Here is a 26,379-nt window from a genome sequence, read left to right as displayed (position 1 = left end):
TTTTCGAATCTCCGGTTCGAAACAATGTTTCCTATAGTGGAATTATATCCCCTGAAGCAACATTTTTCTCATATTCGTAAAGTTGCTTGAGTAAAGGGGAATGGCTAGTCTGGTGGGAAACAGGAGAATTCCATGGGAGAAGACCCAAGATCTGACGGCACTCCGCCTGAGGATACAGACGAGGGCGCGGCGCTTGGACGCTCGATCCGCGATGCGCGACGTGAAAAGGGATGGACGCTTGAAGAGGCCGGTCGGGCCGCTGGCATCGGGCGATCCACCTTGTCCAAGATCGAGAACAACCAGACCAAGCCCAGTTTTGACATTGTGCGGCGTTTGACGCAGGCGCTGGACATGAACCCGCCACAACTGTTCCTGCAATCGGGTCAGTCCGGTATCTCTGGCCGTCGCGACTTTACGCCCAAAGGGCAGGGTGAAATTCGCAAAACCGCAACCTATCTGCACGAATTGCTGTGTTCCGAGCTGACCAGCAAACGTATGCTGCCTTACGTCGCCACGATCCGGGCGCGCGATATTTCAGAGTTTGAGCATTGGGTTCGGCATTCGGGCGAAGAGTTCATGTATGTGCTCAGCGGAGAGCTGATTTTCATTTCGGAACATTACCGCCCGTTGCCGATGAAGGCAGGCGACTCCCTCTATTACGACAGCGGCATGGGGCATGGCTGCGTGTCGACCAGCGAGGAAGACGCTCAGGTTCTTTGGGTGTCGCTGGAGTGACCCCGGGGTTTAACCGCCCTTGCGGCGAGCGTGCTTAGTAGGTTGTTCTCATTTGGTAGCCTTGGTGAAACGTCATTCGCACGAATGTGACAGGTTGGTTTTGGAACCATGTTGTGCGTTCAAGCTGGAACAGTGGCGTTCCGGGTGGCACTGACAGGAACTCCTGTAATTGACCAGTGGCCGGGACTGCCGAGAACGCGATTTCCGCGTTTGAGAATGGGACCTCTGCTAGCAGCCATTCGTTGGGGCCGACCGTAAGAAAGTCCTCACCGGTCACATGAGGCACGGCGTCGATATTGATCCACCGCTCTTCAAACTGGAAAGGGCGGTTGTCGGCGTGGTGCATGCAAGTGAGGTGCAGAACCTGCGCGCCCTCAAACAGGCCCAGTTTGGCTTGCAGCCAGGCCGGGCAGTCGATCACAGTGCGGCTGACCAGAGCATAGCGGTATTCGGCATTCATCTCTTCGATGGTCTGGCGCACCACAGTGATGGGCAGCTTGGCCTGTTTGATCGGCGTGGTGGTGACGCGTGTGCCGCCTTTGCGTTTGCGGGTGACAATACCCTGATCGGCCAGTTCACGCAGGGCGCGATTGACAGTGGCGCGGGCGCAGCCGAACTCGGCGGCCAGTTCCAATTCGGTGGGCAAGAGGCTGCCTTGCGGCCAGATGCGGGTCTGGATGCGGTTGAGCACTTCGTCGCGGATTGCCTGAAAGCCGACATTCTTCTGCCCGGTCACGCTCTGCCCTCTGTATTTTTGGTGGTCATATTCATATTATGTCCAGATTAAGGGAAGCATGTAAAGAAATCGACCCGTATGCGCATAAGACTTGATGACTGCGCAGCCACCCCTTGGGCCAACGGGGGTGGCGTTACCCGTGAGTTGGCGCTGAAACGGATCGGTGATCGGGTTGTGTGGCGCATCAGCGTGGCCGAGATCGAAAGGGATGGGCCATTCTCGTGCTTTCCGGGGCTGGCGCGGTGGCACACGATTATCGCCGGGGCGGGGCTGGACCTGCATGGGGAAATAGGCGTTTTGAAAGCCCGACCGTTCGAGCCTTTGCCATTCGACGGAGGGCTTGCCCTGACCGCGCGGCTGCTGGAGGGGCCGTGCCTGGCCTTTAACGTGATCTATGATCCTCGGGTCGTGGCGGTCCACGTGGATGTTCGCGCGGGCGCGCAGGTATTCGACGTCGCGATGGGCGCGTTTGTGTTTGTGGCGTCGGGGCAGGCTACCGCAGGCGGTGCCCCGATTGTCGCGGGTGAGGGGTTCAGGCCGGAAGAGGTTGTCACGATCACTCTGGCCTCGGATGCTACGGTTCTGCACGTCCGATTTGTCGAAACGCCGACCTAGAGACCTGACAGAAGCCCAGCTATGGCGCTTTGATAGTTCGCGATGATCCGATCTCGGTTCACATGGCGGCCGTCTTTCACTTGATGGCGTCCGGCGGACCACAGATCCGTGACCACATGGTCCTTGGCGGCAAAAACCAGCCCGTCCAGAAGCTGATCGGCCCGCAACGCGCAAAGTGCCGGGTTTTGACTGTCAATAGCCACAAGATCGGCAAGCTTGCCTTCGGCGATCTCTCCGGCGTTACGGCTGAGAGCCTGCGCGCCACCAGAGGCCGCGCCGCAATACAGCGTTTGACCCACGGAGCCTTCACCCAACACCAACACATTGCGCGAAAGGTCTCGCAAGCGCTGGGAGTATTCCAGCGACCGCAGCTCTTCGGTCAGGGAAATCAGGATGTTGGAGTCTGACCCGACGCCAAAGGCCCCTCCGGCGCACAGGTAAGTTGGGCCGTTAAACGGGCCGTCGCCCAGATTGGCCTCGGTCACAGGGCACAGGCCAGCTACGGCACCGCTGGCGGCCATGGCGCGGGTTTCCCCCTCGGTCATGTGAGTCGCGTGTATCAGGCACCAGTTGCCATCAACAGCCGCATTGGCCAGCAGCCAGTCGACCGGGCGGGCACCGATTCCGGCCTGAACCTCGGCCACTTCCTTAGGCTGTTCTGCAATGTGGATATGGATTGGACCTTGGCCCTGTGCCGCTACCACCTGAGCCAGATCGGTGGGCGATGTGGCGCGCAAGGAATGCGGCGCGATGCCGACGCGACAGTCACTAGGCATGGCGGTAAGCGCGCCGCGCGCCTGATCGACCAGCGTGCAGAAACGGTCGACATCATTGCCGAACCGGGCCTGTCCCGGCTCAAGAGGTTTTTCCCCGACACCCGCATAGGAATAAAGCACCGGCAGGTGGGTCAGACCGATCCCGGTTTCTGCGGCGGCGGCCATGATCCGGTCGCTGAGTTCGGCGAGACGGTCATAGGGCTGCCCGCCCGGTTGGTGGTGCAGGTAATGGAACTCACCGACCGCGGCATACCCGGCCTCCTGCATCTCAAGATACACCAGCGCCGCGATAGCCTGCACCTGTTCGGGAGTGAGCTGCGCGGTGAAGCGATACATCAGATCGCGCCATGTCCAAAAGCTGTCGCGACCAGCAAGCCGGTATTCAGTCATCCCTGCCATGGCGCGCTGGAAGGCATGACTGTGCAGGTTGGCCAGCGCGGGCAGCAAGGTATCGACACGCGTATCGCCCGGCTGCGCCTCAGCGCCCGGCGTCAGTCGCGTGATCTGCTCACCCGAGGTTTCCAGACGCAGATTCTCGACCCATCCTGCCGCCGTCAGGGCACGGTTTGCGAATATGGCCATCACGCTGTCCTCCAGTTTTATGGATAGACATATGACATAAAGACCTGTACCAGAAAAGAGAGAATTGCAGGAGAAGGGGGAATCGAATGCAAGCCCGCGATCATCTGTTCACCGATCTGCGCGCCGCCACGATGACTGGTGAAGGTGCCTACGGAATGATCGAGGATGCGGCGATTGCCGTTCAGGATGGCCGGATCGCGTGGGTCGGGCCAAAGGCCGAATTGCCTACCGACTACGCAGCGCTGCCCCACACCGCGCTCGGAGGTCGCTTGGTGACACCGGCGCTGATCGACTGTCATACACATGTGGTGCATGGCGGCCATCGGGCGGTTGAGTTCGAGATGCGCCTGAACGGGGCCAGCTATGAAGAGGTCGCGCGAGCGGGCGGCGGCATCATCTCGACCGTGAAGGCCACGCGTGAGGCCAGTGTCGATGACCTGATCGCGCAGGCTCTGCCCAGGCTTGATGCGTTGCTGGCCGAAGGGATCTGCACCATCGAGGTCAAGTCGGGCTATGGGCTGGATCGCGACACCGAGTTGAACATGCTGCGCGCCGCGCGTGCCTTGCCCGATCATCGGCCTGTGCGGGTTGTCACCAGCTTTCTGGGCGCGCATGCGGTTCCGGTAGAGTATCAAGGCCGCCCCGACGCCTATATCGCCGAGGTTTGCATTCCGACCCTGCGTGCGGCGTATGAGGAGGGTCTGGTAGACGCGGTGGATGCGTTTTGCGAGGGGATTGCCTTTCTGCCCGACCAACTGGTGCCACTGTTTGATGTGGCGAAAGAACTTGGCCTGCCGATCAAGGTACACTCTGAGCAGCTTTCCAACCTCGGTGGCACGAAACTGGCTGCTTCTTATGGCGCATTGTCCGCCGATCACATCGAATATCTGGATGAAGAGGGCGTCGAGGCCATGGCCGCGGCGGGCACGGTCGGGGTGATCCTGCCCGGAGCCTTCTACACTCTGCGCGAGACGCAAGCCCCGCCTATCGACCTGCTGCGCAAGCACAACGTGCCCATGGCGCTGGCGACCGATTGCAACCCGGGTTCGGCGCCGGTGACGTCGCTGCTGTTGACCATGAATATGGGCTGCACCCTGTTCCGGATGACGCCGGAAGAGGCGCTGCAAGGGGTCACCACCCATGCTGCCCGTGCATTGGGTCTGAGCGATTGCGGCCGCATCGCCCCCAACCTACGTGCTGATCTGGCCGTTTGGGACATATCCCATCCGGCAGAGCTTGCCTATCGCGTCGGTTTTAACCCGCTTCACACACGCATTTTCGGAGGCGAAATTTGACCACCCTGACGCTCACCCCCGGCGCTGTTTCACTGGCGCAACTGGAGCAGGTTTACCGTGACGAATGCGCGGTGCAGCTGGATGCGGCGTGCCGTCCGCGTATTGAGGCAGCGCATGCCCGTATTGCTGATGCGGCGGCGGGCGAGGCGGCGGTGTACGGGGTCAATACCGGCTTTGGCAAATTGGCCAGCGTTAAGATTGCGTCCGAGGATACGGCGACCCTGCAACGCAACCTGATCCTGTCCCATTGCTGCGGGGTAGGGCCTGCGATCCCGCGCGCGGTGGCGCGGCTGATGATGGCGCTGAAACTGCTCAGCCTCGGTCGCGGCGCGTCCGGCGTGCGGCTGGAGTTGGTCGACCTGCTGGAAAAGATGCTGGACAAGGGCGTGACCCCGGTCATCCCTGCGCAGGGTTCGGTCGGGGCGTCGGGCGATCTGGCCCCTCTGTCGCATATGGCGGCTGTTATGATGGGCGCGGGCGAGGCCGAGTTCGGCGGAGCTGTCATGCCGGGGGGCGAGGCGCTGGCTGCCGCTGGTCTGACCCCGGTTGAACTTGGCCCCAAGGAAGGTCTGGCGCTGATCAACGGCACCCAGTTCTCGACCGCCTTTGCGCTGGCGGGCCTGTTCGGCGCGTGGCAGGCGGCGCAGAGCGCGCTGGTCACCTCGGCGCTGACCACGGACGCCATCATGGGCTCGACCGCGCCGTTGCAGCCCGAAATCCACACCTTGCGCGGCCATCGCGGCCAGATCGAGGCCGGGGCCACGATGCGGGCGCTGCTGGCTGGGTCGGTGATCCGCGAAAGCCATCGCGAGGGCGATACGCGCGTGCAGGACCCGTATTGCATCCGCTGCCAACCGCAGGTCGTTGGCGCGGCGATGGATGTGCTGCGTCAGGCCGCCACGACGCTTGAGATCGAGGCCAATGCCGCCACCGACAACCCTTTGGTTCTGTCCGAGGCAGGGCTGATCGTCTCGGGCGGCAATTTCCACGCCGAACCGGTAGGATTTGCCGCCGATATGATTGCCCTTGCCGTGGCTGAGATCGGAGCGATTGCTCAACGCCGCATCGCGCTGATCGTTGACCCGGTGCTCAGCTTCGATCTGCCGCCCTTCCTGACGCCCAATCCGGGGCTGAACTCGGGGCTCATGATTGCCGAGGTCACCACGGCGGCACTGATGAGTGAGAACAAGCATTTGGCCAACCCCTGCGTGACGGATTCGACACCGACCTCGGCCAATCAGGAGGATCACGTCAGCATGGCCGCCCATGGCGCGCGGCGTTTGGGTCAGATGGTGACCAATTTGGAGCGCATTTTGGGGGTCGAACTGCTATGTGCCACACAAGGGATCGAGTTCCGTGCCCCGCTTCCGACCAGCGAGACCCTGCAGGGCGTGATGGCGCGGCTGCGTGCGGTGGTGCTGCCGTTGGGCGATGACCGTTACACCGCGCCGGATATCGAGGCGGCCTCGGCCCTGATCACCAGCGGTGAGATCGCCCATAACACAGGGGTCAATATGCCGGAGCTTGGCGCATGACCCACCCGGTTGAGATCACGCAGGGCAACAGCCCAATCGTGCTGGGTCTGCCCCATACCGGCACTTATGTCCCGCCCGAGATCGACGCAAAACTGAACGACCGGGGCAGGGGGCTGGATGATACCGACTGGCACATCCATACGCTCTATGACGGGTTGCTGCCTGATGCCACAACGGTGCGGGCCACCTTCCATCGCTATGTGATCGACGCCAACCGCGACCCCTCGGGTGTTTCTCTCTATCCCGGTCAGAACACCACGACGCTGGTGCCGCTGACGGATTTTAACGGGCAGGATATTTGGGATCAGCCGCCATCCGAGGCTGAGATTGCAGACCGCCGGGCGGTGTTCCACGCGCCCTATCATGCAGCGCTTGCAGCCGAACTGGCGCGGGTGAAGGCGATCCATGGGTTTGCTGTCCTCTACGATTGCCACTCGATCCGCAGCCACATCCCCTTTCTGTTCGACGGCATTCTGCCGGACATGAATCTGGGTACGAATAACGGTGAGACCTGCGTCCCTGAAATCGAAGCCATTGCGCATGAATTTGCGGCCTCATCGCCCTATAGCACCGTCCTCAACGGGCGCTTCAAGGGCGGCTGGACGACCCGGCACTATGGCCGCCCGGCTGAGGGGCTGCACGCCATCCAGATGGAACTGGCCCAGTCCACATACCTGAGCGCCGAGGCCGCGCCCTGGACTTATGACACCAAAAAAGCCGACCGCCTGCGCCGTTGGCTCAAAGACATACTGGATGCGATCCAGGACACCGCATTGGAGATTGCCGCATGACCGATCCTCGCAAGAACACCCGTGACGTCTATCCGCCCACCGGTCCCGAGCTGAATGCCAAAAGCTGGATGACCGAAGCGCCGTTGCGGATGCTGATGAACAACCTGCACCCGGATGTGGCCGAGAACCCGCATGAGCTGGTCGTTTACGGCGGCATCGGGCGCGCGGCGCGGACGTGGAAGGATTTTGACACCATCGTCGCCAGCCTCAAGGACTTGGAAGAGGATGAAACGCTGGTTGTCCAATCCGGCAAGCCTGTGGCCATCGTGCGGACCCACTCGGATGCGCCTCGGGTGTTGATTGCAAATTCGAACCTCGTGCCGCATTGGGCGAACTGGGATCACTTCAACGAGCTCGATAAGAAGGGCCTCATGATGTACGGCCAGATGACCGCGGGCTCGTGGATCTATATTGGCACGCAGGGCATCGTGCAGGGCACCTACGAGACCTTTGCCGAGGCCGGGCGCCAGCACTACGACGGCGATCTGACCGGCAAATGGATTTTGACGGGTGGTCTGGGTGGTATGGGCGGCGCGCAGCCTTTGGCGGCTGTCTTCGCCGGGGCCTGCTGTCTGGCGGTCGAATGCAACCCGGACAGCATCGACTTCCGCCTGCGCACCAAATACCTGGATGAAAAGGCCGAGACGCTGGACGACGCGCTTGAGATGATCGACCGCTGGACCAAGGCTGGTGAGGCGAAATCCGTAGGCCTTTTGGGCAATGCCGCCGAAATCTTCCCCGAGATCTATCGAAGGATGCAGGCGGGCGGGATGCGCCCTGATATCGTCACCGACCAGACCTCGGCCCATGATCCGCTAAATGGCTATCTGCCCTTGGGTTGGACATTGGCTGAAGCCGCCGCCAAACGCGAAAGCGATCCCAAGGCGGTTGAAAAAGCCGCTCGCGCCTCGATGAAACAGCATGTGGCCGCGATGGTCGACTTCTGGAACGCAGGCGTGCCAACGCTGGATTACGGCAACAACATTCGGCAGGTGGCGCAGGATGAAGGGCTTGAAAACGCCTTCGCGTTCCCGGGCTTTGTCCCTGCCTATATCCGCCCGCTGTTCTGCCGTGGCGTAGGCCCGTTCCGCTGGTGTGCGCTGTCGGGCGACCCCGAGGATATCTACAAGACCGATGCCAAGATGAAGGAGCTCTTTCCCGAGAACACCCATCTGCACAACTGGCTCGACATGGCGCAGGAGCGCATTGCGTTTCAGGGCCTGCCCGCGCGCATCTGCTGGATCGGGTTGGGGGATCGTCACAAGGCCGGGCTGGCCTTTAACGAGATGGTCCGCAATGGGGAGTTGAAAGCACCGGTTGTGATTGGCCGCGATCACCTCGACAGTGGCTCGGTCGCCTCGCCCAACCGCGAGACCGAGGCGATGAAAGACGGCTCAGATGCCGTTTCGGACTGGCCATTGCTGAATGCGCTGGTCAACACCGCCTCGGGCGCGACCTGGGTATCTCTACATCATGGCGGAGGCGTCGGCATGGGATTCAGTCAACACGCAGGCGTCGTCATCTGCGCCGACGGCACCGATGAGGCCGCCAAACGCCTCGAACGCGTTCTCTGGAACGACCCCGCCTCGGGTGTCTGGCGGCATGCCGATGCGGGCTATGACCTCGCCAAAGACTGTGCCCGGGAACATGGTTTGCGCCTGCCGGGCATATTGGGATGACCTGAGCGGGCCGAAGCCTCGGCGTATCGCTTATCGACACCTTGCGTCTCAAGGTTCTGACAACGAGCACGGATCATGGATGATCCATTCTGCTTGCCCCCGAGTTAAGCAGTACGCTGCATAACTCGGGGTACCGATCTTGCACGAACATGAACAATCCGGCGGCATCTGGGTTGGCGCGTGGATCGTGTCCGAGGCGTTTCTTCCGGCAATGGACGCGTTGCTTTGGTTGGAGGCTGGCCGCGCTAACATCAAAACACCTAATAGGTCATTGCCGATCACGTCGGATTATCGCTCTGACCTCGTAGATTTATAAATTGTCATTGTTGACAAATTAATATTGATGGTTATTTGTCAGCGGTGACAGTTTAAGGGGCACATATATGCCAAGACCATCGCTAAAGGACCAAAGGTCACAAGAGATACTGGACGCCTACCTCACCTGCGTGGCGCGGTTCGGGCTTGAAGGTGCGACACAGGAGCGGATTGCAGAAGAAGCTGGCGTCAAGCGCCCCCTTCTGCGTCACTACCTTGGCAATAAAGACGAAATGATAACCGCACTGGCGGATTATGTCGTTTCGGGCTTCGCTGAATCTCTGGACGGGCTGCGTCGGGCGTTGCATGACGGATCAACAGCTAAGGATCTGGTGGATGCCCTTTTCGCCGAGGATGTCGGGACAGATCCCCGTTTGATGCTGGCCTATCAAGCTTTGGTGACGACGGTTCCGGACCGGCCTGACCTCCGACAAGGTTTGATGGACAGTCTCACGGATTTCTTCGATGTGGTCGAGGCTATCTTGCGCCGTGCCGCACCTGACGCGCTGGATATAAGTATTCGCGCGGTCACTCAGGGGATATCAGCGATTTTTGTGAGCATGGACGCTCTGACACCATTGAATCCGCCTGAAGAATGGCGCGCTGAGCTGAAACAAGCTGCCACGCTTTTGGCTTCGGTTTTGGAGGCCAAACAATGAGCGCTGCAAGATCATCAAACTACATTGCCCTGCCCATCCTTCTGGTGGCCACGGCGCTAGGTCTCTACTGGGTCTGGGGGTTGCTGTTCGTCTGGTGGATCGTCCCGACCATCCTGAACGGGCAGGCCTTTCTGATCTTCGAGGTCAACCGAGACGACGACGCGTTTCTCTATTGGGCCATAGTCTGCCTGTGGGCTCTGTCGGGACTGATGATGATCGCCGCCAGCCTGTTTCCCCAATATGCCCATCTACTTACATAAGGTGTTAAGATGACCAGAATGTATCACCATTTGCCGGTCGAGTGATGAGCGACAACCAAGTTGACCGGCACCGACAGCCAAGTTGGCCGGTGGCTTGAACCGGAATGAGGGCGGAGCCCGATTGGAGGTTTGAGCCACCGGATCGGCCCTTTTGGGAGGGGTACGGGGTAGGTGCTGGCCGCTGTGGCCCGGTAGGTTGGAGACCTCTGAACGTGAATACGGAGGTTCCGAATGCCGGGGAAACCCGTCACCGACCAGCAAATGAGATTGTACATGTCCGACCGACCCTTTCATAACCAACGTGTTGCCGCAGCCCGTGCCGGTTTCAGCGAACGCACCGGGCGCAGGATTGAAGCAAACCCGGTACTGCCTTCGCAGCGCAAACCAGTCCGTGGTCGCACCGTCCCTGATCCTTTGGAGGCTGTGTGGCAGCCTATCCTGATCCCGCTCCTCGAACGGGATTCTTCCGTGCAAGCTGTGACGTTGCTCCGTCATTTGCAGATGCTGGATCCTGACGGCTTCCCCGATGATCGGGTCCGGCGGACGCTGGAACGACGGGTTCGGGAGTGGCGCGCCCTGCATGGCCCCGAGCGCGACGTGATCTTTCGCCAGTCCCCGGAGCCAGGGCGTATGGGACTGTCGGACTTCACCGATGCGACTGAACTCGGCGTGACAATCGCCGGTCATTTGCTGCTTCATCGGCTTTTCCACTTTGTTCTCGCCTACAGCGGCTGGGAGCATGCCGCGCCGGTTCTGGGCGGGGAGAGTTTCACGGCACTGGCTGAAAACCTTCAGAATGCGCTCTGGACACTTGGGGGCGTGCCGCAGGAGAGCAGAACCGACAGCCTGTCGGCCGCGTATCGCAATCTCGACAAGGATGCGACCAGGGATGTCACCGAACGTTATGAGGCGTTCTGTCGGCACTATGGGATGGTCGCGAGCCGCAATAATCCCGGCGAAGCCCATGAGAATGGCGCGATCGAAGCACACAACAATCATCTCAAGGTGGCTTTGGATCAGGCTCTGATCCTGCGGGGATCGCGGGACTTTCCCGACATCGATGCCTGGCGCCGGTTTGTCGACGAAGTTGTCGCCCGCCGCAACCGCCGCCGTGAGGACAAGATAAAAGTCGAGTTGCAACACCTCAAGCCGCTGCCCACGCAGCGCACCACCGACTTCACCGAACTTGTCGTGCGTGTTGTCAGGACCGGAGGTTTCCTGGTCCACAGCGTGTTCTATTCCGTGCCCTCGCAGTTCATCGGCCAGCGCTTGCGCGTTCACGTCTATGACGACCGGATCGAAGCCTATCTCGGGGCCACGCATGTGGTCTCCCATCCCCGCATGCGCGGGCGCAAGGACGGTAAACGTATCCATAGCATCAATTACCGGCATGTCATCCATGCCCTGCGTCGCAAGCCTCAGGCTTTGGCAAATTCCGTCTATCGCGACAATCTCTTCCCCAGGTCCGAATACGCTGAGGCCTGGAACCGCCTCTCCGAGGTTTTGCCCCGCAAAGAGGCTTGCAAACGCATGGTCGATCTGCTCTGGCTGGCCCATAGCGAGAACTGCGAGGCAGACCTGGCCGCGCTGATCGCCGGGGACTTTGCAAATGGCGCATTGCCAGATGCCAAAACCCTGCGGAAACAACTCCTTGGGTCACGCACGGAATTGCCGGAAGACCGAAAGGTCAGACTGACGGATCTGTCCAGCTTCGATCGCTTGCTGGAGGTGCGCACATGACACAGGTGTCCAAACCACAAACTGTCGATGTGCACGCCTTGCCCGCCCTGTTCACCGCTTTGCGTCTGCCCAGCTTCCAGCACCACTGGGAGCGCTTCGCGCAACAGGCCGATACCGAGAACTGGCCTGCAGCCAGGTTGCTGGCCACTCTAGCCGAGATCGAATTGGCTGAGCGCGAGGAACGCCGCATTCGACGCCACCTGGGCCAATCGGGCCTGCCCGGCGGAAAAACCCTGGCCACATTCGAGTTCAAAGCCGTACCTGAGCTGTCACAAGCCCGGATCGAGGCGCTCGCAGCAGGCGACTGGGTTGAAACCGGCGCCAATCTGATCGCCATCGGAAACTCCGGCGCGGGCAAGACGCATATTCTTTGCGCCATAGGACATGCTCTGATCGAAGCCGGGAATCGCGTCCTCTACACGCGAACAACCGATCTGGTACAGAAACTTCAGGCTGCCCGGCGAGATCTCGTGTTGGAAACTGCACTGGCCAAACTCGACAAATTCGATCTCGTCATTCTGGACGACATCACATATGCCCAGAAAGACCACGCCGAAAGCTCTGTTCTCTTCGAACTTATCGCACGGCGCTATGAAAACCGAAGCCTTGCGATCGCTGCCAACCAGCCATTCAGTGCATGGGGCAAAATCTTCCCCGACCAAGCTGTTACCGTCGCAGCCATCGACAGGTTGGTTCATCACGCCACGATCCTCGAGATGAACTTCGAAAGCTACAGGCGACGCTCAGCTGAAAATCAACGTCGGCCAAAACAAAAATCCACCGGAAAAGCCAAAACCTGAAGGAGAAGCAAACCAGACCATAAACACGTCATGAACTGCGGCTAAAACCGGACAACGAGGTTGTCGCTACCGGACAAAATGGTTGACGGCGTACAGGTCGAGGCTTATACCGCACAAGATTGGTTCGATTGGGAACAACAGATGATCTTTTCCCGCACGTGGAGGTTCGCTGGACTGGTCGAAGATATCGAAGGGCCGGGACATTACCTGTCGGTTCAGGCAGGCCTGAACAATCTGTTCATCGTCATGGGGCGCGATCACCGGCTGCGCGCATTTCACAATATCTGCCGCCACCGAGGCACCCAACTGATCCGCGCCGTTGGCAAGACGCAGAAAGCGCTAACCTGTCCGTACCACGACTGGACCTACGATCTGGAAGGCAATCTGATCTCGGTTCCGGACGAAGCGTCTGAGTTCCCGGACGGTGTCGACAAATCCTGTCTGGGTCTCAAACCGGCCAGCGTGGATGTCTGGCGCGGTATGCTGTTTGTGCATCCCGATCCGGATGCCCCAACCCTTGCAGAATGGTTCGGAGAGGTTGATCCGTTGCTTGGTCCGCACAAGCCCGAAGATTTGGTCGAATACAAAGAAGGTCGGAACAGCTATGAGATCAAGGCCAACTGGAAGATCGTCGTCGAGAACTACATCGACGTCTATCATCTGAGCCACCTGCATTCGAACACGCTGCATATGTATGACCACGCCAAGGCCGAATACGGCTGGAAGGGGCCGCACTATCATTTCTGGGAACCCCCATCAGCCGCGTACGCAAAGGACCACGAAGCGAACCTGCCGATGCCGCGCACGATCCCCGAACCGCACGTCGGCGCTTGGGTGCCGATGTTGTTTCCCGGCATTGGGATTGGGGCCAGTGAGGAAAGCTGGAACCTGTTCATCATCACTCCGCTGGCCCCCGATCTGACACGGGTCGAAAACCGCACCAAGCTGGCCAACGCATCGGACTGGGCGTTTCAGAAACAGCAGTGGAAAAGCTGGGGCTTCTGGAAGGACTTCGGCGGCGCGAAATACCAAGGGGATGATGCGGCTGGCACAGACGACCCAATGGCCTCAGGCGATTTCACGGCCGAGGACATCTACGCCTGCGAACAGCAGCAGAAATCTCTGAAAAGCCCCTATTTTGAGGTCGGCCCCGCGGGGATCGGCGAAAGCCCGGTTACCCAGCACCAAAAAACGGTCCTTGAGTTCATGCAGGAAAGCCAAAGCCGCGGAGAGACATCATGAAACCTGTTCAAGCCACCCTGATCGGTGTTGCGTTGGCATCGGCTTTGGTCCTGACCGCACAGGCCGACGCACCCGAAGATATCGCTGCGCGTGTCCTTGAGGCTCAGGACGAACAAAGGCTGCTGGCGACGTGGAGCGACTGGCATCCCGAGGCCACGCATCGTGTCATACTCAAATATGGGATGGGGCAACCGGATGACGTCTTTTCGTATCGGCTCGCAGATGAAGGCGAAGGCGAGGACCCGGAGGTAGCAAAGGCCCTGGACGGGTATATAGAAACCGCACGATCGGTCCCTGAGATTTCGCTGCGGCTCGACGATGGGATATCTCATGTGACCGCGGTGACCCATGTCGACTATGACTGGCAGGGGTACAAAGGGAAAATGCGCCAGACGGACGAGTTCGTTATTACACCCTATTTTGGTGGGGAAGTAATCCGGTCTTTGACCACGACCTATGACTACAGGTGACGGGGCTTTCTTATGCCAAGTGACTTTCACGCTCTGACCATTGCCGAAATTCGCAAGGAAATTGGAGGCGCGGCAACCAGTGTTACTTTTGATGTCCCGCCAGCTCTGACGGATCAGTTTCAGTGGGAACCCGGACAACATCTGACGCTTAGGTTTCTGATCGAGGGAAAAGAGCACAGGCGCAGCTACACCATATCGAACCCGCCCGGCTCTGCGCTGCGTATCACGGTCAAACGTGTGAAGGGGGGGATCGTCTCGAACCATATCGGCGACGCCCTGTCGGTCGGTGATAGGGTCGACATCATGCCTCCCTTCGGGCAATTCACCTTAAGTCCCGGAGCCCTGAAACGCCGCACCCACTATTTCTTTGGCGCAGGCAGCGGTATTACGCCGTTATTCGCGATGATCAACGCCGTTTTGGACGGTGAGCCTCATTCCGTGGCGCATCTGGTTTTCGGCAATTCAAATGCCGACAGCATCATTTTCCGGGAGGAGTTGGAGCGGCTACAAGCGCAACACCCACAGCGGTTCACCCTGCGCCATGTCCTATCCCATCCCGCATTGCTGAGTTGGTTCAGCCCTTGGCGCACGGGGCGGCTGGATGCCGACGCAATTGAGGCCGCCATTTCAGAGACACCCCCGGTGGCGCAAGATGCCCAGTACTGGATCTGCGGCCCCGGCAGCATGAACAAGGATATCCGCACAGCTTTGCGGAACCTCGACGTTCCCGATGACCGCATTCACACAGAGAGTTTTGGCGGAGATGCTGAAGGCGACCTGAGCGTTTCCGGGATCGCGGCGACGGCCCGAATACAGCTCAACGGTGCTTGGCATGAGGTCCCGGTGGCTGCTGATCAAACCCTTCTGGACGCCGCTGTCGCAGCCGGTCTGAACCCGCCGTTCAGCTGCCAGTCCGGCGTCTGTGGCGCCTGCATGGCCCGCCTGACCGACGGGGCTGTTCACATGCGAAGCCGCGCTGCACTTGAGGACGATGATGTTTCCAAGGGTCTCATATTGTGCTGTCAAAGTGTCGCCACAGAAAAGAGCCTTGCTGTCAGTTTTGAGGAGTAATTTCGTGCATTCATCCTGACTTTTGGGGCCCAAAAGGGACTGCATCAGACCTGAGGGATTGCAGAAACTGCGACCTCGAACTCGCCAAGGCGTTTAGCCCGCAACCTGAAGGCGCACCCCGGCAGAAATTTCCTTGAGAACCAACACATTTTGGGAGGGGGCATTTTCTGAGAAGCGCTTAGAGCGGCCCGTATTGGACAATCGCAACGACCTTAGGCTTTGGAAAGGTGGTGCAAAACTGGGTCGGCAACGGGTATTTCGTATCTCAAAGTGAACTTTTTGCCCGAGAGGTCAATTTCAATAACTAAATCCCACCACCGTTCTTGCTCGTCTTCGCTCCAAGACGTGGCAGGGCAATTGTCGGGGATGTCGACAGAGATTTCGATCTGTCCGCCCCTTACCACTTCCGTCTGGCCCGCCAGTTTATGTTCCACAACTTTCTCAAAAGTGACACCATCACTTTCTTCTCGACGCACGACTTTCACCTGTTCCAACCACGCTTCGACTTGGTCGGCCCGCCGAACGTCTACCGCCTTCATCACTGCCAAGAATTCTGCGCCAACCCATGCTGGCCGAGTCTTGGAGGTTAGCGTGATGCCACGCTCAAAACGCCATGTGCTCCAAGCAAGATAAGTGCCATGCGCAAAGTAGCCCGCGCCAGCAATGGGAATGATATTGAGCAATACCCAATAGTTCCCGTCCGATAGTCCTGAATTCAGGGTGACAACGCCGAACAGCGCAAATACCCCCAAGACTATAGCGAAGGCGAGATTTCCCCAGAATTCCGGCTTGCTTCGAGACATCATGCGATCTGATCGCCACCGTATGTCTCCCATCCAGGGTTCATCCGGATAATCACGTTCGGACGCGCGGCGAAATCTATCTTCGCGGTGGTTCAGGAAACATGTCCACAGAATCCCCGCAAAAATTGTCAGAAACAACAAGCAGAACGGTAAAACCCACAAAGAGAACTTTTGATACGCAATTGCTGTGACCATGATTGCCATCATGGTTAATGCCCCAATTATGATAGCCCCATTGCTCGTAACTCGCATTGAATAGTCTCCGAATACCCAGGCTTGGGGGGTTAACACGCTCGCGCGACACACTATTCTGGCTTTGGGACAAAGATAAGGCGCGGATTGGAAAGGCCCGCATTGGTCGAGATGTATCAGGGGGCAATAGCCATATTGACCACAGTTTCGCGCAAGGTCGATCATGGCTGCCATCAGCTGTGGTGCATCAGATCGTCCAACTGGAACTACATGTTGTTTGGAACGGTGTTGCCTCGAAACTCGGCTTGAGTTCAGCTACGTGCCGTATTTAACCGGACATATCAAAAGCTGACTTAGTGGTGGTTGTTGGACAGAGGAGCACCCAAGGATGCCCCTCTGTCCGATGTAAACTGCGCTACGGTTTCAGATGATCGCTGATAGCCGCAATACCGGCTTCGGCACAGATATCGTCAAACTCCTTGCCGGTTGCGTCCTCACCCGGCGATCCCGCAATGCCGATGCCGCCTATGACAGCGCCTTCATAAACGATCGGGATTCCCCCCCCGAGAGTGTGATCAGGCCAATTTCGTTAAAGACGGCACCCAATGTGGGCTCATGAATGTTTTCGGCTTCAATCACCGAGGTCGCCTCGCGGCTGCGCACGCTCAATTTTTCTTCGAAGGCTTGCGGAAAGGTCTTGCTTCTCCGCCCTTGCCGTTTCTGCTTTTTGAGCGCGGTGCGTTTGAGGCATTGTTGTTGGCTTTGGAAGGCGCTTTGCGTGCTTTCGAAGGCTTGGGTGAGGCGGAAGCGTTCTGGTCGCGGTTTTGCCGTTTCTTGTCCTTTTTGGTGGGCTGAGGTTTTGCCGTTCCACGCTCGCGTGTCGGCTGCGCTTGCAGAGCTTTGGGCTGCTTTGGTTTGTCTTCGCTTGTTTTCTTATTCGATATGTTTGCAGTGGGTTTTCTTTTTCCCATTGGGCGCTCGGAGGTAATCTGCACATCTTTATCGGAACGTTTAGAGACACGCGAAGTTTTTGAAGGCTTGCCTGAACGAGGCCCTCGGGTTTTGGCTGCGTCGTCTGATGAATGTGGTGCCGCCGGTGGCCCTTTTGGCGAGGCATCGAAATCTGGTGTGCCCGCCAGCTCGGTCAGCATCGCACCTTGTTCTATGGTGAGATCGGCCCCCAACTCCTTTTTCATTGCAGGCACTGCATCATTGGCAATCTCGACAAAGGTCTCTTGGTATTGAACGCGGATTGCGCCGATCGCGTCTTTGGATAAACCCGCGTTGCGGCACAGCATTGGCAACAACCAACGCGGCTCTGCTCGCTGTTTGCGTCCCAAGGAAAGTGAGAACCAGGTGCTTGGTCCAAACGCCGCGCGCCTGTCAGTGTTGCGTTTTCCAGACTCTGGCACCGTTCCCAGGATCTCCGGTGCCGAGTGACGCTCTCGGTAAAGGCGCAAATAGGCTGCCGCGACCTGCTCGGGAGTTCTGCCCCTGAGCAGCCGTTCCGCAAAAGCCGTTTCCTCGGCACTTGGCGGCTCATCAAGGGCGGGATTGGAAATGATGCGCTCTTCTTCCCGTGCGAACACCTCATCCGCAGAGGGCGGGGCGCCCCACTCGGCCTCCAATTTGGCCGTTTTGAGCAATCGCTGCGCTTTTGAGCGGTGTCGACCCGGCACAATCAGAATCGACGTTCCCTTGCGCCCGGCACGGCCTGTTCGTCCAGAGCGATGCAGCAAGGTTTCCGCATTTGAGGGCAGGTCAGCATGGATCACCAACTCCAACCCCGGAAGATCAATGCCACGGGCAGCCACGTCCGTTGCGACGCAGACCTGCGCGCGCCTGTCACGCAGGGCTTGCAGTGCATTGGTGCGCTCAGTCTGGCTGAGCTCCCCTGACAGTGAGACGACAGCAAACCCCCGATTGGAGAGTTTGGCGGTCAGACGCGCAACCATGGATCGGGTGTTGGCGAACACAATCGCGGTCTGTGCGTCGTGATAGCACAGCAAATTGATGATCGCTTTTTCGATATCCGATGGCGCCACGTTCAAGGCGCTATATGTAATGTCCGCATGCTGCGCTTCTGCGTTTCCGACCTTGATCCTCTGCGCGTCATCTTTCTGGTAAGTCTGGGCGAGCTTGGCAATGCCGCGCGGAACAGTGGCCGAGAACATCAGGGTGCGCCGGTTCTCAGGCGTTTGATCAAGGATGTATTCAAGGTCTTCGGCGAACCCCATGTCCAGCATTTCGTCCGCTTCGTCCAGAACGACGGTCCGCAAATCGTTCAGGTCGATGACCCCGCGTGTGATATGATCGCGCAGCCGACCGGGTGTGGCGACTACAACATGCGCACCACGCTCCAGCGCCCTGCGTTCTGTGCGCGCATCCATTCCACCTACTGCCGATGCAGTGACGATCCCGGCTTCAGCGAACAGCCAGTCGAACTCTCGCCGGACTTGCAAGGCCAGTTCGCGCGTCGGTGCGATAACCACGGCCAATGGCGCCGCAGGTCGGTCAAATCGACCGTGCTGGTCAAGAAGCTCGCCCGCCATTGCCAGTCCGAATCCCACAGTTTTGCCGGAACCGGTTTGGGCAGAGACAAGCAGATCTTTTCCCGCCAGCGCATTGTCTGACGCCGCCTTTTGTACAGGCGTCAAGTCGCTATAGCCTTTACGGGACAGCGCCGCGGATAGAGTGTTCGGAAGGGCAGAGAAATCTTGCATAGGTCACCAAATGCCGGGAAAGACTTGGCGATAGTGGTATTTGGTTCAGATGTATAGCCCGTAACGTGCACTCGAAAGAGAATGTATCAATCACCGGAACCAGATTTCGCACCTGCTCGACCAATGGCCGCTGCGTTTCTTACAGTGTGAATTCAGTTGGCAAGGTTCGTGTTGCGGCGAGGGTTCCGTGTAACGCATGCCGGATCGCGGCGATTTCGACTAGGCTCCAACGGCAACTTTGGGCCAAAGGTGCTCGATTTTAGCTGGAATCCTGAGCACATGCTGCACTTTCGCCTAGGTCTGGAAAGTGCCCAAACCTCCAAGATGCTGCACCATGAACAATTCGAAGCGATTGGCGAATGCCGACATTGGCCGCTGATACGACTGGCTCTTTCCGGACGTTCACTCCATAGCCTCCATACTGCGGCGCGGCCAGTCGAACCTGCGGTTCGCTGCGCGCGCAAAACAAAAGGCTGCCTGAACTCGCGAAGTGCGGACAAAACTGCGTTTTCTTAACTTACATTTTTCTAATTAGATTAGGGTCTGTTGACAATCAGCGTGCGGCGACGAGCATAGCGCAGAGGTGCCAGTTAGCAGCGTAACTGATGTCGGTCTTGTCGTATCGCGTTGCTATACCTCTGAATTCCTTGATCTTTGCGAAGTAATTTTCAATCAGATGACGCCACTTGTACATGTGGGTATCGTAGTCTCTCAGCATTTTTCGGTTCGATTTTGGCGGGATAACAGCAGTAGCGCCGCGCTCATCAAGGTCTTTCAGAAGCCAATCAGAATCGAAGGCTTTGTCGGCCAGCAAAGCTCCGAAGGAGACATCCTGGATCAGGGGAGCAACTCCTTTCATGTCGTGTGCTTGCCCCGGTAGAAGCAGAAAACGGAACAAGTTGCCGAGCGCATCGACCAGGGCCACAATCTTGGTCGTCAGCCCGCCGCGAGAGCGTCCGATGGCTTGATGCTGAGTCCCCCTTTTGCGCCCGACGCCTTCTGATGGACTTGCACAATTGTTCCGTCGATCAGAGCGTATTCGAGGTCGGGCTCTCTGCTTATAGCATTGAAAAGACTCTCAAACACACCGGCTTTGGCCCATCGACGAAAGCGTTTGAAAACCGAATTCCAGTTACCGAAATCCTTGGGTAGGTCACGCCATGGCGCGCCTGTTCGTACGCGCCAAAGTACCGCTTCCATGAACCGTCGATTATCCTGACCCGTCGCCCCCGGGTCACCGGCCTTGCCGGGCAGGAGCAGCGCCATCTTCTCCCAAAGATCATCCGAAATCACAAAACGGTTTTCGTCCATTCAAACCTCCATTTTGGAAACTTGAATCAGAGTTCAGACAAATTGTGAATCCCAAATGTCAACAGACCCTAGTTGTCGGCGTCCCATCTTAGGTCGGTGCCAGAAACAGTAATGTCTCCCATTGTCCTGAAAAATTCAGCTTCTATGTCCTTCTTGTGCTGCTCACGGAAAGCCAAGTTCGAATCCGGGCCAATATTTTCAGCTAGCATCACCCATTCAGAAAATTCACTTGCAGACACGTTCCCATTTTCAGGAATGAAATGTGTCACATGCATTGGTTTTCCGTCTTTGACGCCTCTACAAGAGCCATAGCGGACGCACACAAAGTCCATGAGTTTATCGAAACGGTTTTGGGGCATTTTGAAATCGACACGCTAGAGCTGTCGTGCGGCGCTAAATAAGCGCATCTGTGTAATTGTAACTCACTGATAACGAAGCAAAAAGAAAAACGTAAAGGGTCATTTTTCACATGATGTGTTGTGAGTTTGGACTCTTACATATCTTTCGCTGCGATTTGCACGAACGATGGTTATTGGCTTTTGTCAAAACTATGGACGGCGGCGACATCATGCTAGCCACCGTCCTTCTCAAGCCAACCCGACTATGCGGAAAGCTGCGTGTATGCCGTGATCAACACAGCGATGATGACAAGCTCGACGACAAGAGGCGGCAATACTGCTTTGTCGAACCCGTCCGCCAGAATTCCGACTATACGCCCGACAGCAACAACGGCCATCAGGATCGCAACAGCCAAGAAGCCCAATGTCTGCCCTGTGGTCAGACCGATCACCAGCAAGGCAACTGAGGCCAGAAACAACCCGCCGATCACCGAACGGATTGTGCTGAGTCCAGCAGTCCCCACCGGTTCGACGGCAAAGTTGGCGACGATGCGCCGGGGGGCGAACATCGACATGATGCCGAGACCAGACAGCATGAAAGTTGCGAGAATGACCAAGATGTTCAGTGTGGTTTCCATTTCATTTCTCCTTTGGATCAGGCGAATTGGCGCAACGCTTGGCTTGCGTTGTCCTGTGTAGTGACGTCTGACAGCGATCCGTCGATGTCGACCTGATCCACGACCGGTCCTGTGGGATATCCGGTTTGGCTGGCGTAGAAATGGCCGGTCTTGAACTCCGGGTACAGCAAACCGTCCAGGTACCGTTTTGCTCCGGCTTCCACACTGTGCATCATGCCGAACAGTGGCATCAGAACGCCACCTACGTGTTTAAATACAATACGTTTCATAAGTGGCAGGTCGTCAAAGCCAGCTGTTCCTGCGGTACCACCCGGGCTCATAGTGACAAAGCGAATATGAGGGTGCTGACGCGCCATCGCTCCCATCCACAGGGTCGCAGTAAGTTTGGCATAGCCGTAGGTCTGCATTGGATCGCTGTCGGGGCCGAATTTGCTGCCATCAGCGATTGATTTGAACTCGTCCACTGTTCCATCGGACAAGTCCGGGCGCTGCATGCCCATTTTGGGAATGCCGCGTGCTGCCTCAGATCCGGCATAGAGAATTGTGGATGTCACCAACTGGCGCTGCAGCAACGCGTCTACCAACACCACGTGACCCAGAACATTTGTTGCGAATATATTAGTCACGCCCTCGCTGGTGAGGCTGTTTGGATGCCGCCCACCCGTGCCGCCTGCATTCAGGATTACCGCTTCAATCGGAGTGGAAAGTTCGGCTGCTGCGGCACGAACCGAGGCCTGATCGGTCATGTCCATCAGGACAATTTCAAAGATTTTGCGTCCAGTCTCACGTTCCAGCGCTGTTTTTGCGACTTTTGCTTTGGATGGGTTTCGGCAGCCCAGATAGATCTTGGATATGCCTTTCTGAAGCGCAAGCTGCCGAGCCGCCTCGCGGCCCAGTCCGGCATTTGCGCCAGTGATCAATACAGATTGTATCTGGTTCATCGGGTGAGGTCCTTGGGTTGCGATTGATAGGTCCAAGGTAGTCCGGTCAATAAATGATCTGAATATAGGTATTACTGGACATGATGGTTCAAAAATGAAACAGGTTGTTCATGTCGATCAAGGAAAGCCACACCCTAAATTGGGACGACCTGAAGTACTTTCTAGCCGTTGCAAGAATCGGAACTCTTAGGGGGGCGGCGGACAGTATTAAGGTGAACCACACTACGCTAACGCGCAGAGTTTCGGTCATGGAAGAACGCGTTGGCAGCCGGTTGTTTGATCGCTCAAAGTCCGGCCTCGCCCTGACACAGCTGGGCGAAGATCTGATGCCTCACGCTGAACGGGTCGAGCAGGAAATGTCCGCTGCATCACGCGTCATTGTTGGCCGAGATGCGCAGCCCTCGGGCACGGTCTACATCACTCTTCCCCATGGTTTGGCGATGACATCGTTGATGGATGATTTTGCGGCCTTTGCAGAGCTCTACCCGGATATCATCCTGAACATGAACTTCACAAATGATGTCCGCGATTTGATGCATCGGGAAGCCGACGTCTCGTTGCGCATTGCTGACGAAGTGACAGACGATGTGGTTGGGCGGAAACTCGTCCAAATGTCACAGGCAGCCTATTGCACACGCGACTACGCCGAACGGATCAGCGACAATGGCGGTGAAGGACTGCACTTGATCGGGTGGCACGAGCCCGAAGAGGCAACCACGGCCAAGTGGGTTAAAGAAAGCTATTACCCGAAAGCCCAGCTCAGGCACCGTGTTTCAGAGCTTGTACCGTTGATCACATTGGCGGCGTCCGGTCTCGGCATGGCCTATCTGGCTTGCAACCTCGGAGACCGGCACTCCGGCCTGATCCGTGCCCCGTTCCAAAAGCCTATCCCTTACCGGAGCATCTGGCTGCTGCTGCATCGGGATCTTCGGAATACAGCAAGGGTTCGATTGTTTGTCGATTTTCTTGCGGATCGGGTCAGATCCAGGCGAAACGAATTCTGGGTTTCGGGAACCTTAAAGCGGGAATAGCGGTCAGTCTTTTCGGAAAGATGGATGGTAAACTGTACTCTTTTGAGGCACTAGCAGCAGCGTCGTTGATTAGCCATCACTCGTAATGGGTCATAAATGCTTGACGTTTGGTTCAGAATTAAATGGAGTGACCGACCGATTTGTTGAGGTTTTTGCTGTCGATTGAGTCAAATACCAGTGACGTTCCACATTTGAGGAAATCAGGGCTGATTTTCAGATCAGACGCCGAGTGCGCCTTTTCGTTCTGATCTGCCACGTGGCGAACGCGGATGGGGGTGAGGCAAAGCTATTCGACAATAGTGGTGCGGCCCGTAGGCGCAGTCGAGAACACGGTTTTTTTGTCTAATAGGGTTGCCCGAGGGGGGAAGGATTGGCGAATACGTTGCAGCGGATTTCGGCCCTAATCTAGACGGATCGCCAATAAGTGAGACGCCTAGTGCTTTGGTTGCGGTTGCCCAACGCCTGTGTTGCAAACCTTGCAATACAGTATTGAAAGAGTATTCGAAAGTCGCCTTCGGGCCATCATAAAATGCATCACGAATTGGGTGATATGACTATGGCGCTTTAGTCAGCGACCAAAATCGTACGGGAAGCGCAATAGCCGCGACGACCAGGCCGATTGTGTACCCGATCCATAACCCTGTGGCACCAAGATTAAAAATGAAGCCAAGAATGTAGCTTGCCGGCAAGGCAAGTGGCCAATACGCGGTCAGGGTGATGAGCGTCGGCAGAGTCATGTCAGACATTCCTCGCAAGGCGCCAAGAGCAGTGCCCTGAATACCATCGGCGACCTGCAAGAGCGCAACGATGAAAAACAGTGCTACGGCGAGGTCGATCACTGAAGGATCGTCCGACATGGTTTCTGCCATCGTCCGGCCTGCGGTCACGAACACGATGGCGGCAGCAGCTTGCCAAAGTGTCACCATGACAAATGACGCTTTCAGGATTGGTCGAAGACGCGCGTGCTCACCCGCACCGACAGCAAGACCCACACGAATGGAAACGGCCCCAGCCATGCCAAGGGGTATCATGTAAGCCAGACCTGCCAGCGCATTGACAATCTGGTGTGCTGCGAGTGCTTCGGCACTAATCCAACCCATCATCAGGCCGACAACAGCGTAAGTTCCACCCTCACCAGCATAGCCAAGGCATAGTGGAAGTGCGTCCTTCGCCTGTGCCCATACGTCTGCCCAAACGACCGTTACTTTTTGACGAAATGCCGCTAGTCCGGGTGTGCGCATCAGAACGACCACACCAGCTGCAAAAGACACGCATTGAGACAGAATACTGGCCAGACCTGCGCCCAGAACCCCCAGATCCAGCAAGTGGATGAAGGTATAGTTTGCAGGCACATTAAAAAGCACGCCGAGATAGGAAAGAAACACGGCTGTCCAAGGTCGACCCACCGCATCAAAAAGCGCTTTTAGACCGAAGAACAAAGTAAACGGGACAATCCAGACGGCCATCGCATGGTACACGACTCATGGCCAAACGCGCTCCATTTTGGGGCTTGAAAGCGACCGCTTTGGGCAGGTTCGTCGCCAGGCCTGAAGAGCCTTTTCCGGGTTATATAAGATCCAACGTCGGAGCGCGTCGAACCCGACCCTGAACCATGACGTTGCCCGCCGCTTGTGGGCTTTTTTCGGGATCCCCTGTCGGCCCATCGCCTGACTTGCGCATCGGTATGCCCAGGTCATGGCCAGCGCAACGATCGTAAGGAGTGTCGCAAGCTTGTGCGGGTCGGTGATGTGAGTGTCTTCGATATTGAAGCCACGAGTTTTGGCATCTGCGAAGAGGCATTCAATGCCCCACCTTTTGCGATAGAGTTTGAGTGGGTTTTTTGGGGCGTCGATGTTTGTTGCGACCCAAATCAACTCGCCACCTTTGATCCGTTTCCCCTGAAAGCGAAATAGGTTCTTGGGCGTGTGCGCCATGCCGCCCAGCCAGCCTTTCCATTGGCCCTTGCGGCGTTTGCGCAGCAGCGAACGCAACTGGAACCGGCGTCCGTCTTCGGTGTGGATGTGCATGTTTTCGCGTAAGCGGACGACGAATGGAACGTTGTTTTCAGCGAGAAAATCCAACCACTTATCCCCAATGAACTCCCGGTCTGCCAGCAGAGCCTCAATGGAAGATGCCCCGAACACTCGAAGATATCGTCGGATCAACTTCTTGCGTTGCCGCGTTGAGCTATTACCGCTGTTACCCAGAAGCGACCACATCAGAGGCACCTTGAAGCGGCGTGTCACGATCGCCAGAACCAGAAAGTTGATATCGGTCTTGCCCAACTTCCAGTTGGTCCGGTCCAGCGCAAGGAGCTTTGGACCCTTCAGATCAAGCAGGCAGATAATCAACCGCGCAACCACATCTCCATCCAATCGAACATGCTGGAAGAAGCGCTGAAGGCGGCGATAACTCGATGCATGAAGAGCGCTGCCGGGGAACTGACTCGCCAGATGACCAAGGTTCACAGTTCGACCGTTTGCCAGACCAATCAGCATTATGGCCAGGGTCTCCAATCGCGTCTTGCTCAGATCAAAATGTGGGCTTAGCGTTGTCATCAGAGGGGTGAGGAGAAATCCGAACATCCTGAAGATCCTTGTAGTGAAGAATCTTCAATTCGAATCCTTTTCGCCCCTCGTTTCAAGAAGCGTCGTGTACCGTGCGGCCATCGACACCCAGTAGGGCAGCAGGATCGCCAGAACTTCCCCCGGTTGGCCCAACGGACCAAGAAGAGGGTACAGAGCGATCATCAACAGTGCTGCGCCTCCGCCGCCTAACAGGCACAGCAAAAGCCCACTCCGCAATGCGAGAGCGACTTTTGCGGGGTCACGGGCACCTTCGGCCTGACTGATCTGTACTGAAAGAGCCGTGATAACACCCCAGAGAGCGGAAATCAGAATGATCAATACCGCAGTCGTCACACCAGCCGCCGCCAGAGGTATGGTCCCAAGCGGGGAAATCATCGCTGTATCAACCACGCCAATCAAAAGAGCTGCGGCAAGACCCACCATTAGTGGGACTGCAAGCTTGATTAGCGGTATCAATTCGGCGCGCGTCGTCGCCGGAGAAGCAAAGGTCTGGTCTGTCATGATTCCAAAACC

At 57.5% G+C, this 26,379-nt stretch carries 25 protein-coding genes and 1 pseudogene; 15 read left to right on the top strand and 11 right to left on the bottom strand.

The window, feature by feature from the left end; translation table 11 throughout:
• Positions 1-132: 132 nt before the first annotated feature.
• Positions 133-735 (top strand): helix-turn-helix domain-containing protein, encoded by a 603-nt coding sequence (locus tag ACOQOY_RS07395; RefSeq protein WP_420584817.1) that lies wholly within the window; start codon positions 133-135, stop codon positions 733-735.
• Between the two features lie 34 nt (positions 736-769).
• Here the strand turns inward: ACOQOY_RS07395 and ACOQOY_RS07390 are convergent, their stop codons facing one another.
• A complete protein-coding gene (locus ACOQOY_RS07390) occupies positions 770-1,471 on the bottom strand; it encodes a GntR family transcriptional regulator (RefSeq protein WP_420584816.1) in 702 nt (233 codons plus the stop codon).
• Positions 1,472-1,549: 78 nt separating this feature from the next.
• Here ACOQOY_RS07390 and ACOQOY_RS07385 point away from each other — a divergent pair, with 78 nt between their 5' ends.
• Positions 1,550-2,086, top strand: a complete 537-nt coding sequence (locus tag ACOQOY_RS07385) for a HutD family protein (protein WP_420584815.1) — start codon at positions 1,550-1,552, stop codon at positions 2,084-2,086.
• Here ACOQOY_RS07385 and ACOQOY_RS07380 read toward each other — a convergent pair.
• A complete protein-coding gene (locus ACOQOY_RS07380; protein WP_420584814.1) occupies positions 2,083-3,444 on the bottom strand; it encodes a formimidoylglutamate deiminase in 1,362 nt (453 codons plus the stop codon). The two genes, ACOQOY_RS07385 and ACOQOY_RS07380, sit on opposite strands and share 4 nt — an antisense overlap.
• An 86-nt stretch (positions 3,445-3,530) precedes the next feature.
• Here ACOQOY_RS07380 and hutI point away from each other — a divergent pair, with 86 nt between their 5' ends.
• The 12 genes from hutI (at position 3,531) to ACOQOY_RS07320 (ending at position 15,301) form a co-directional block, all read left to right on the top strand.
• Complete coding sequence (gene hutI, locus ACOQOY_RS07375) at positions 3,531-4,739, top strand: imidazolonepropionase (RefSeq protein ID WP_420584813.1); 1,209 nt, start codon at positions 3,531-3,533, stop codon at positions 4,737-4,739.
• Complete coding sequence (gene hutH / locus ACOQOY_RS07370; RefSeq protein ID WP_420584812.1) at positions 4,736-6,274, top strand: histidine ammonia-lyase; 1,539 nt, start codon at positions 4,736-4,738, stop codon at positions 6,272-6,274. Before hutI ends, hutH begins: the two co-directional genes overlap by 4 nt.
• Positions 6,271-7,065 carry an N-formylglutamate deformylase gene (gene hutG / locus ACOQOY_RS07365; protein WP_420584811.1) on the top strand — a complete coding sequence of 265 codons (795 nt, stop codon included), beginning with the start codon at positions 6,271-6,273 and terminating at the stop codon, positions 7,063-7,065. Before hutH ends, hutG begins: the two co-directional genes overlap by 4 nt.
• Positions 7,062-8,744, top strand: a complete 1,683-nt coding sequence (hutU, locus tag ACOQOY_RS07360; RefSeq protein WP_420584810.1) for a urocanate hydratase — start codon at positions 7,062-7,064, stop codon at positions 8,742-8,744. The genes hutG and hutU overlap by 4 nt, the downstream gene beginning before the upstream one ends.
• A gap of 139 nt (positions 8,745-8,883) precedes the next feature.
• Entirely contained in the window at positions 8,884-9,060 is a 177-nt protein-coding gene (locus tag ACOQOY_RS07355; protein ID WP_420584809.1) for a hypothetical protein, read from the top strand.
• 67 nt (positions 9,061-9,127) lie between these two features.
• Entirely contained in the window at positions 9,128-9,718 is a 591-nt protein-coding gene (locus tag ACOQOY_RS07350; protein WP_420584808.1) for a TetR/AcrR family transcriptional regulator, read from the top strand.
• The gene (locus tag ACOQOY_RS07345; RefSeq protein ID WP_420584807.1) at positions 9,715-9,978 is read left to right on the top strand and encodes a hypothetical protein; all 264 of its coding nucleotides are present in this window, start codon (positions 9,715-9,717) and stop codon (positions 9,976-9,978) included. Before ACOQOY_RS07350 ends, ACOQOY_RS07345 begins: the two co-directional genes overlap by 4 nt.
• 231 nt (positions 9,979-10,209) lie before the next feature.
• Positions 10,210-11,718: an IS21 family transposase gene (gene istA, locus ACOQOY_RS07340; RefSeq protein WP_420583780.1), complete on the top strand. Its 1,509-nt coding sequence runs from the start codon at positions 10,210-10,212 to the stop codon at positions 11,716-11,718.
• Complete coding sequence (gene istB, locus ACOQOY_RS07335) at positions 11,715-12,518, top strand: IS21-like element helper ATPase IstB (RefSeq protein WP_420583779.1); 804 nt, start codon at positions 11,715-11,717, stop codon at positions 12,516-12,518. Before istA ends, istB begins: the two co-directional genes overlap by 4 nt.
• 60 nt (positions 12,519-12,578) lie before the next feature.
• Positions 12,579-13,760, top strand: coding sequence for an aromatic ring-hydroxylating oxygenase subunit alpha (locus ACOQOY_RS07330; protein WP_420584806.1), 1,182 nt, complete (start codon positions 12,579-12,581; stop codon positions 13,758-13,760).
• The gene (locus ACOQOY_RS07325) at positions 13,757-14,230 is read left to right on the top strand and encodes a hypothetical protein (RefSeq protein WP_420584805.1); all 474 of its coding nucleotides are present in this window, start codon (positions 13,757-13,759) and stop codon (positions 14,228-14,230) included. The genes ACOQOY_RS07330 and ACOQOY_RS07325 overlap by 4 nt, the downstream gene beginning before the upstream one ends.
• A 12-nt stretch (positions 14,231-14,242) precedes the next feature.
• Complete coding sequence (locus ACOQOY_RS07320) at positions 14,243-15,301, top strand: 2Fe-2S iron-sulfur cluster-binding protein (RefSeq protein ID WP_420584804.1); 1,059 nt, start codon at positions 14,243-14,245, stop codon at positions 15,299-15,301.
• Between the two features lie 212 nt (positions 15,302-15,513).
• Here ACOQOY_RS07320 and ACOQOY_RS07315 read toward each other — a convergent pair whose 3' ends face one another.
• From ACOQOY_RS07315 to ACOQOY_RS07290, 6 genes and pseudogenes are all read right to left on the bottom strand, one after another.
• Positions 15,514-16,311 carry a hypothetical protein gene (locus ACOQOY_RS07315; protein ID WP_420584803.1) on the bottom strand — a complete coding sequence of 266 codons (798 nt, stop codon included), beginning with the start codon at positions 16,309-16,311 and terminating at the stop codon, positions 15,514-15,516.
• A gap of 650 nt (positions 16,312-16,961) precedes the next feature.
• On the bottom strand, positions 16,962-18,953 hold the full coding sequence (locus ACOQOY_RS07310) for a DEAD/DEAH box helicase (RefSeq protein ID WP_420584802.1): 1,992 nt from the start codon (positions 18,951-18,953) through the stop codon (positions 16,962-16,964).
• Positions 18,954-19,572: 619 nt separating this feature from the next.
• Positions 19,573-20,285, bottom strand: a pseudogene (locus tag ACOQOY_RS07305) (IS5 family transposase).
• Positions 20,286-20,398: 113 nt separating this feature from the next.
• Positions 20,399-20,689 carry a hypothetical protein gene (locus ACOQOY_RS07300; RefSeq protein ID WP_420584801.1) on the bottom strand — a complete coding sequence of 97 codons (291 nt, stop codon included), beginning with the start codon at positions 20,687-20,689 and terminating at the stop codon, positions 20,399-20,401.
• Between the two features lie 242 nt (positions 20,690-20,931).
• Positions 20,932-21,306, bottom strand: a complete 375-nt coding sequence (locus tag ACOQOY_RS07295; protein ID WP_420584800.1) for a DUF4345 family protein — start codon at positions 21,304-21,306, stop codon at positions 20,932-20,934.
• A 17-nt stretch (positions 21,307-21,323) separates the two neighbouring features.
• Complete coding sequence (locus ACOQOY_RS07290; protein ID WP_420584799.1) at positions 21,324-22,247, bottom strand: SDR family NAD(P)-dependent oxidoreductase; 924 nt, start codon at positions 22,245-22,247, stop codon at positions 21,324-21,326.
• 110 nt (positions 22,248-22,357) lie between these two features.
• On the opposite strand from ACOQOY_RS07290, the gene ACOQOY_RS07285 reads away from it, so the two are divergent.
• Positions 22,358-23,278 (top strand): LysR family transcriptional regulator, encoded by a 921-nt coding sequence (locus ACOQOY_RS07285; protein ID WP_420584798.1) that lies wholly within the window; start codon positions 22,358-22,360, stop codon positions 23,276-23,278.
• A 554-nt stretch (positions 23,279-23,832) separates the two neighbouring features.
• Here ACOQOY_RS07285 and ACOQOY_RS07280 read toward each other — a convergent pair.
• The 3 genes from ACOQOY_RS07280 to ACOQOY_RS07270 are packed head-to-tail and all read right to left on the bottom strand — an operon-like array spanning position 23,833 to position 26,367.
• Positions 23,833-24,744 carry an MATE family efflux transporter gene (locus tag ACOQOY_RS07280; protein WP_420584797.1) on the bottom strand — a complete coding sequence of 304 codons (912 nt, stop codon included), beginning with the start codon at positions 24,742-24,744 and terminating at the stop codon, positions 23,833-23,835.
• Between the two features lie 15 nt (positions 24,745-24,759).
• Positions 24,760-25,863 carry an IS4 family transposase gene (locus ACOQOY_RS07275; RefSeq protein WP_420583443.1) on the bottom strand — a complete coding sequence of 368 codons (1,104 nt, stop codon included), beginning with the start codon at positions 25,861-25,863 and terminating at the stop codon, positions 24,760-24,762.
• 27 nt (positions 25,864-25,890) lie between these two features.
• A complete protein-coding gene (locus ACOQOY_RS07270; RefSeq protein ID WP_420584796.1) occupies positions 25,891-26,367 on the bottom strand; it encodes an MATE family efflux transporter in 477 nt (158 codons plus the stop codon).
• Positions 26,368-26,379: the final 12 nt, after the last annotated feature.

This window comes from Ruegeria sp., from assembly GCF_965221235.1.
GTDB lineage: Bacteria > Pseudomonadota > Alphaproteobacteria > Rhodobacterales > Rhodobacteraceae > Ruegeria.
Note: the sequence above shows the minus strand (reverse complement) of the source record. Positions and strands in the feature narration are given on the sequence as shown.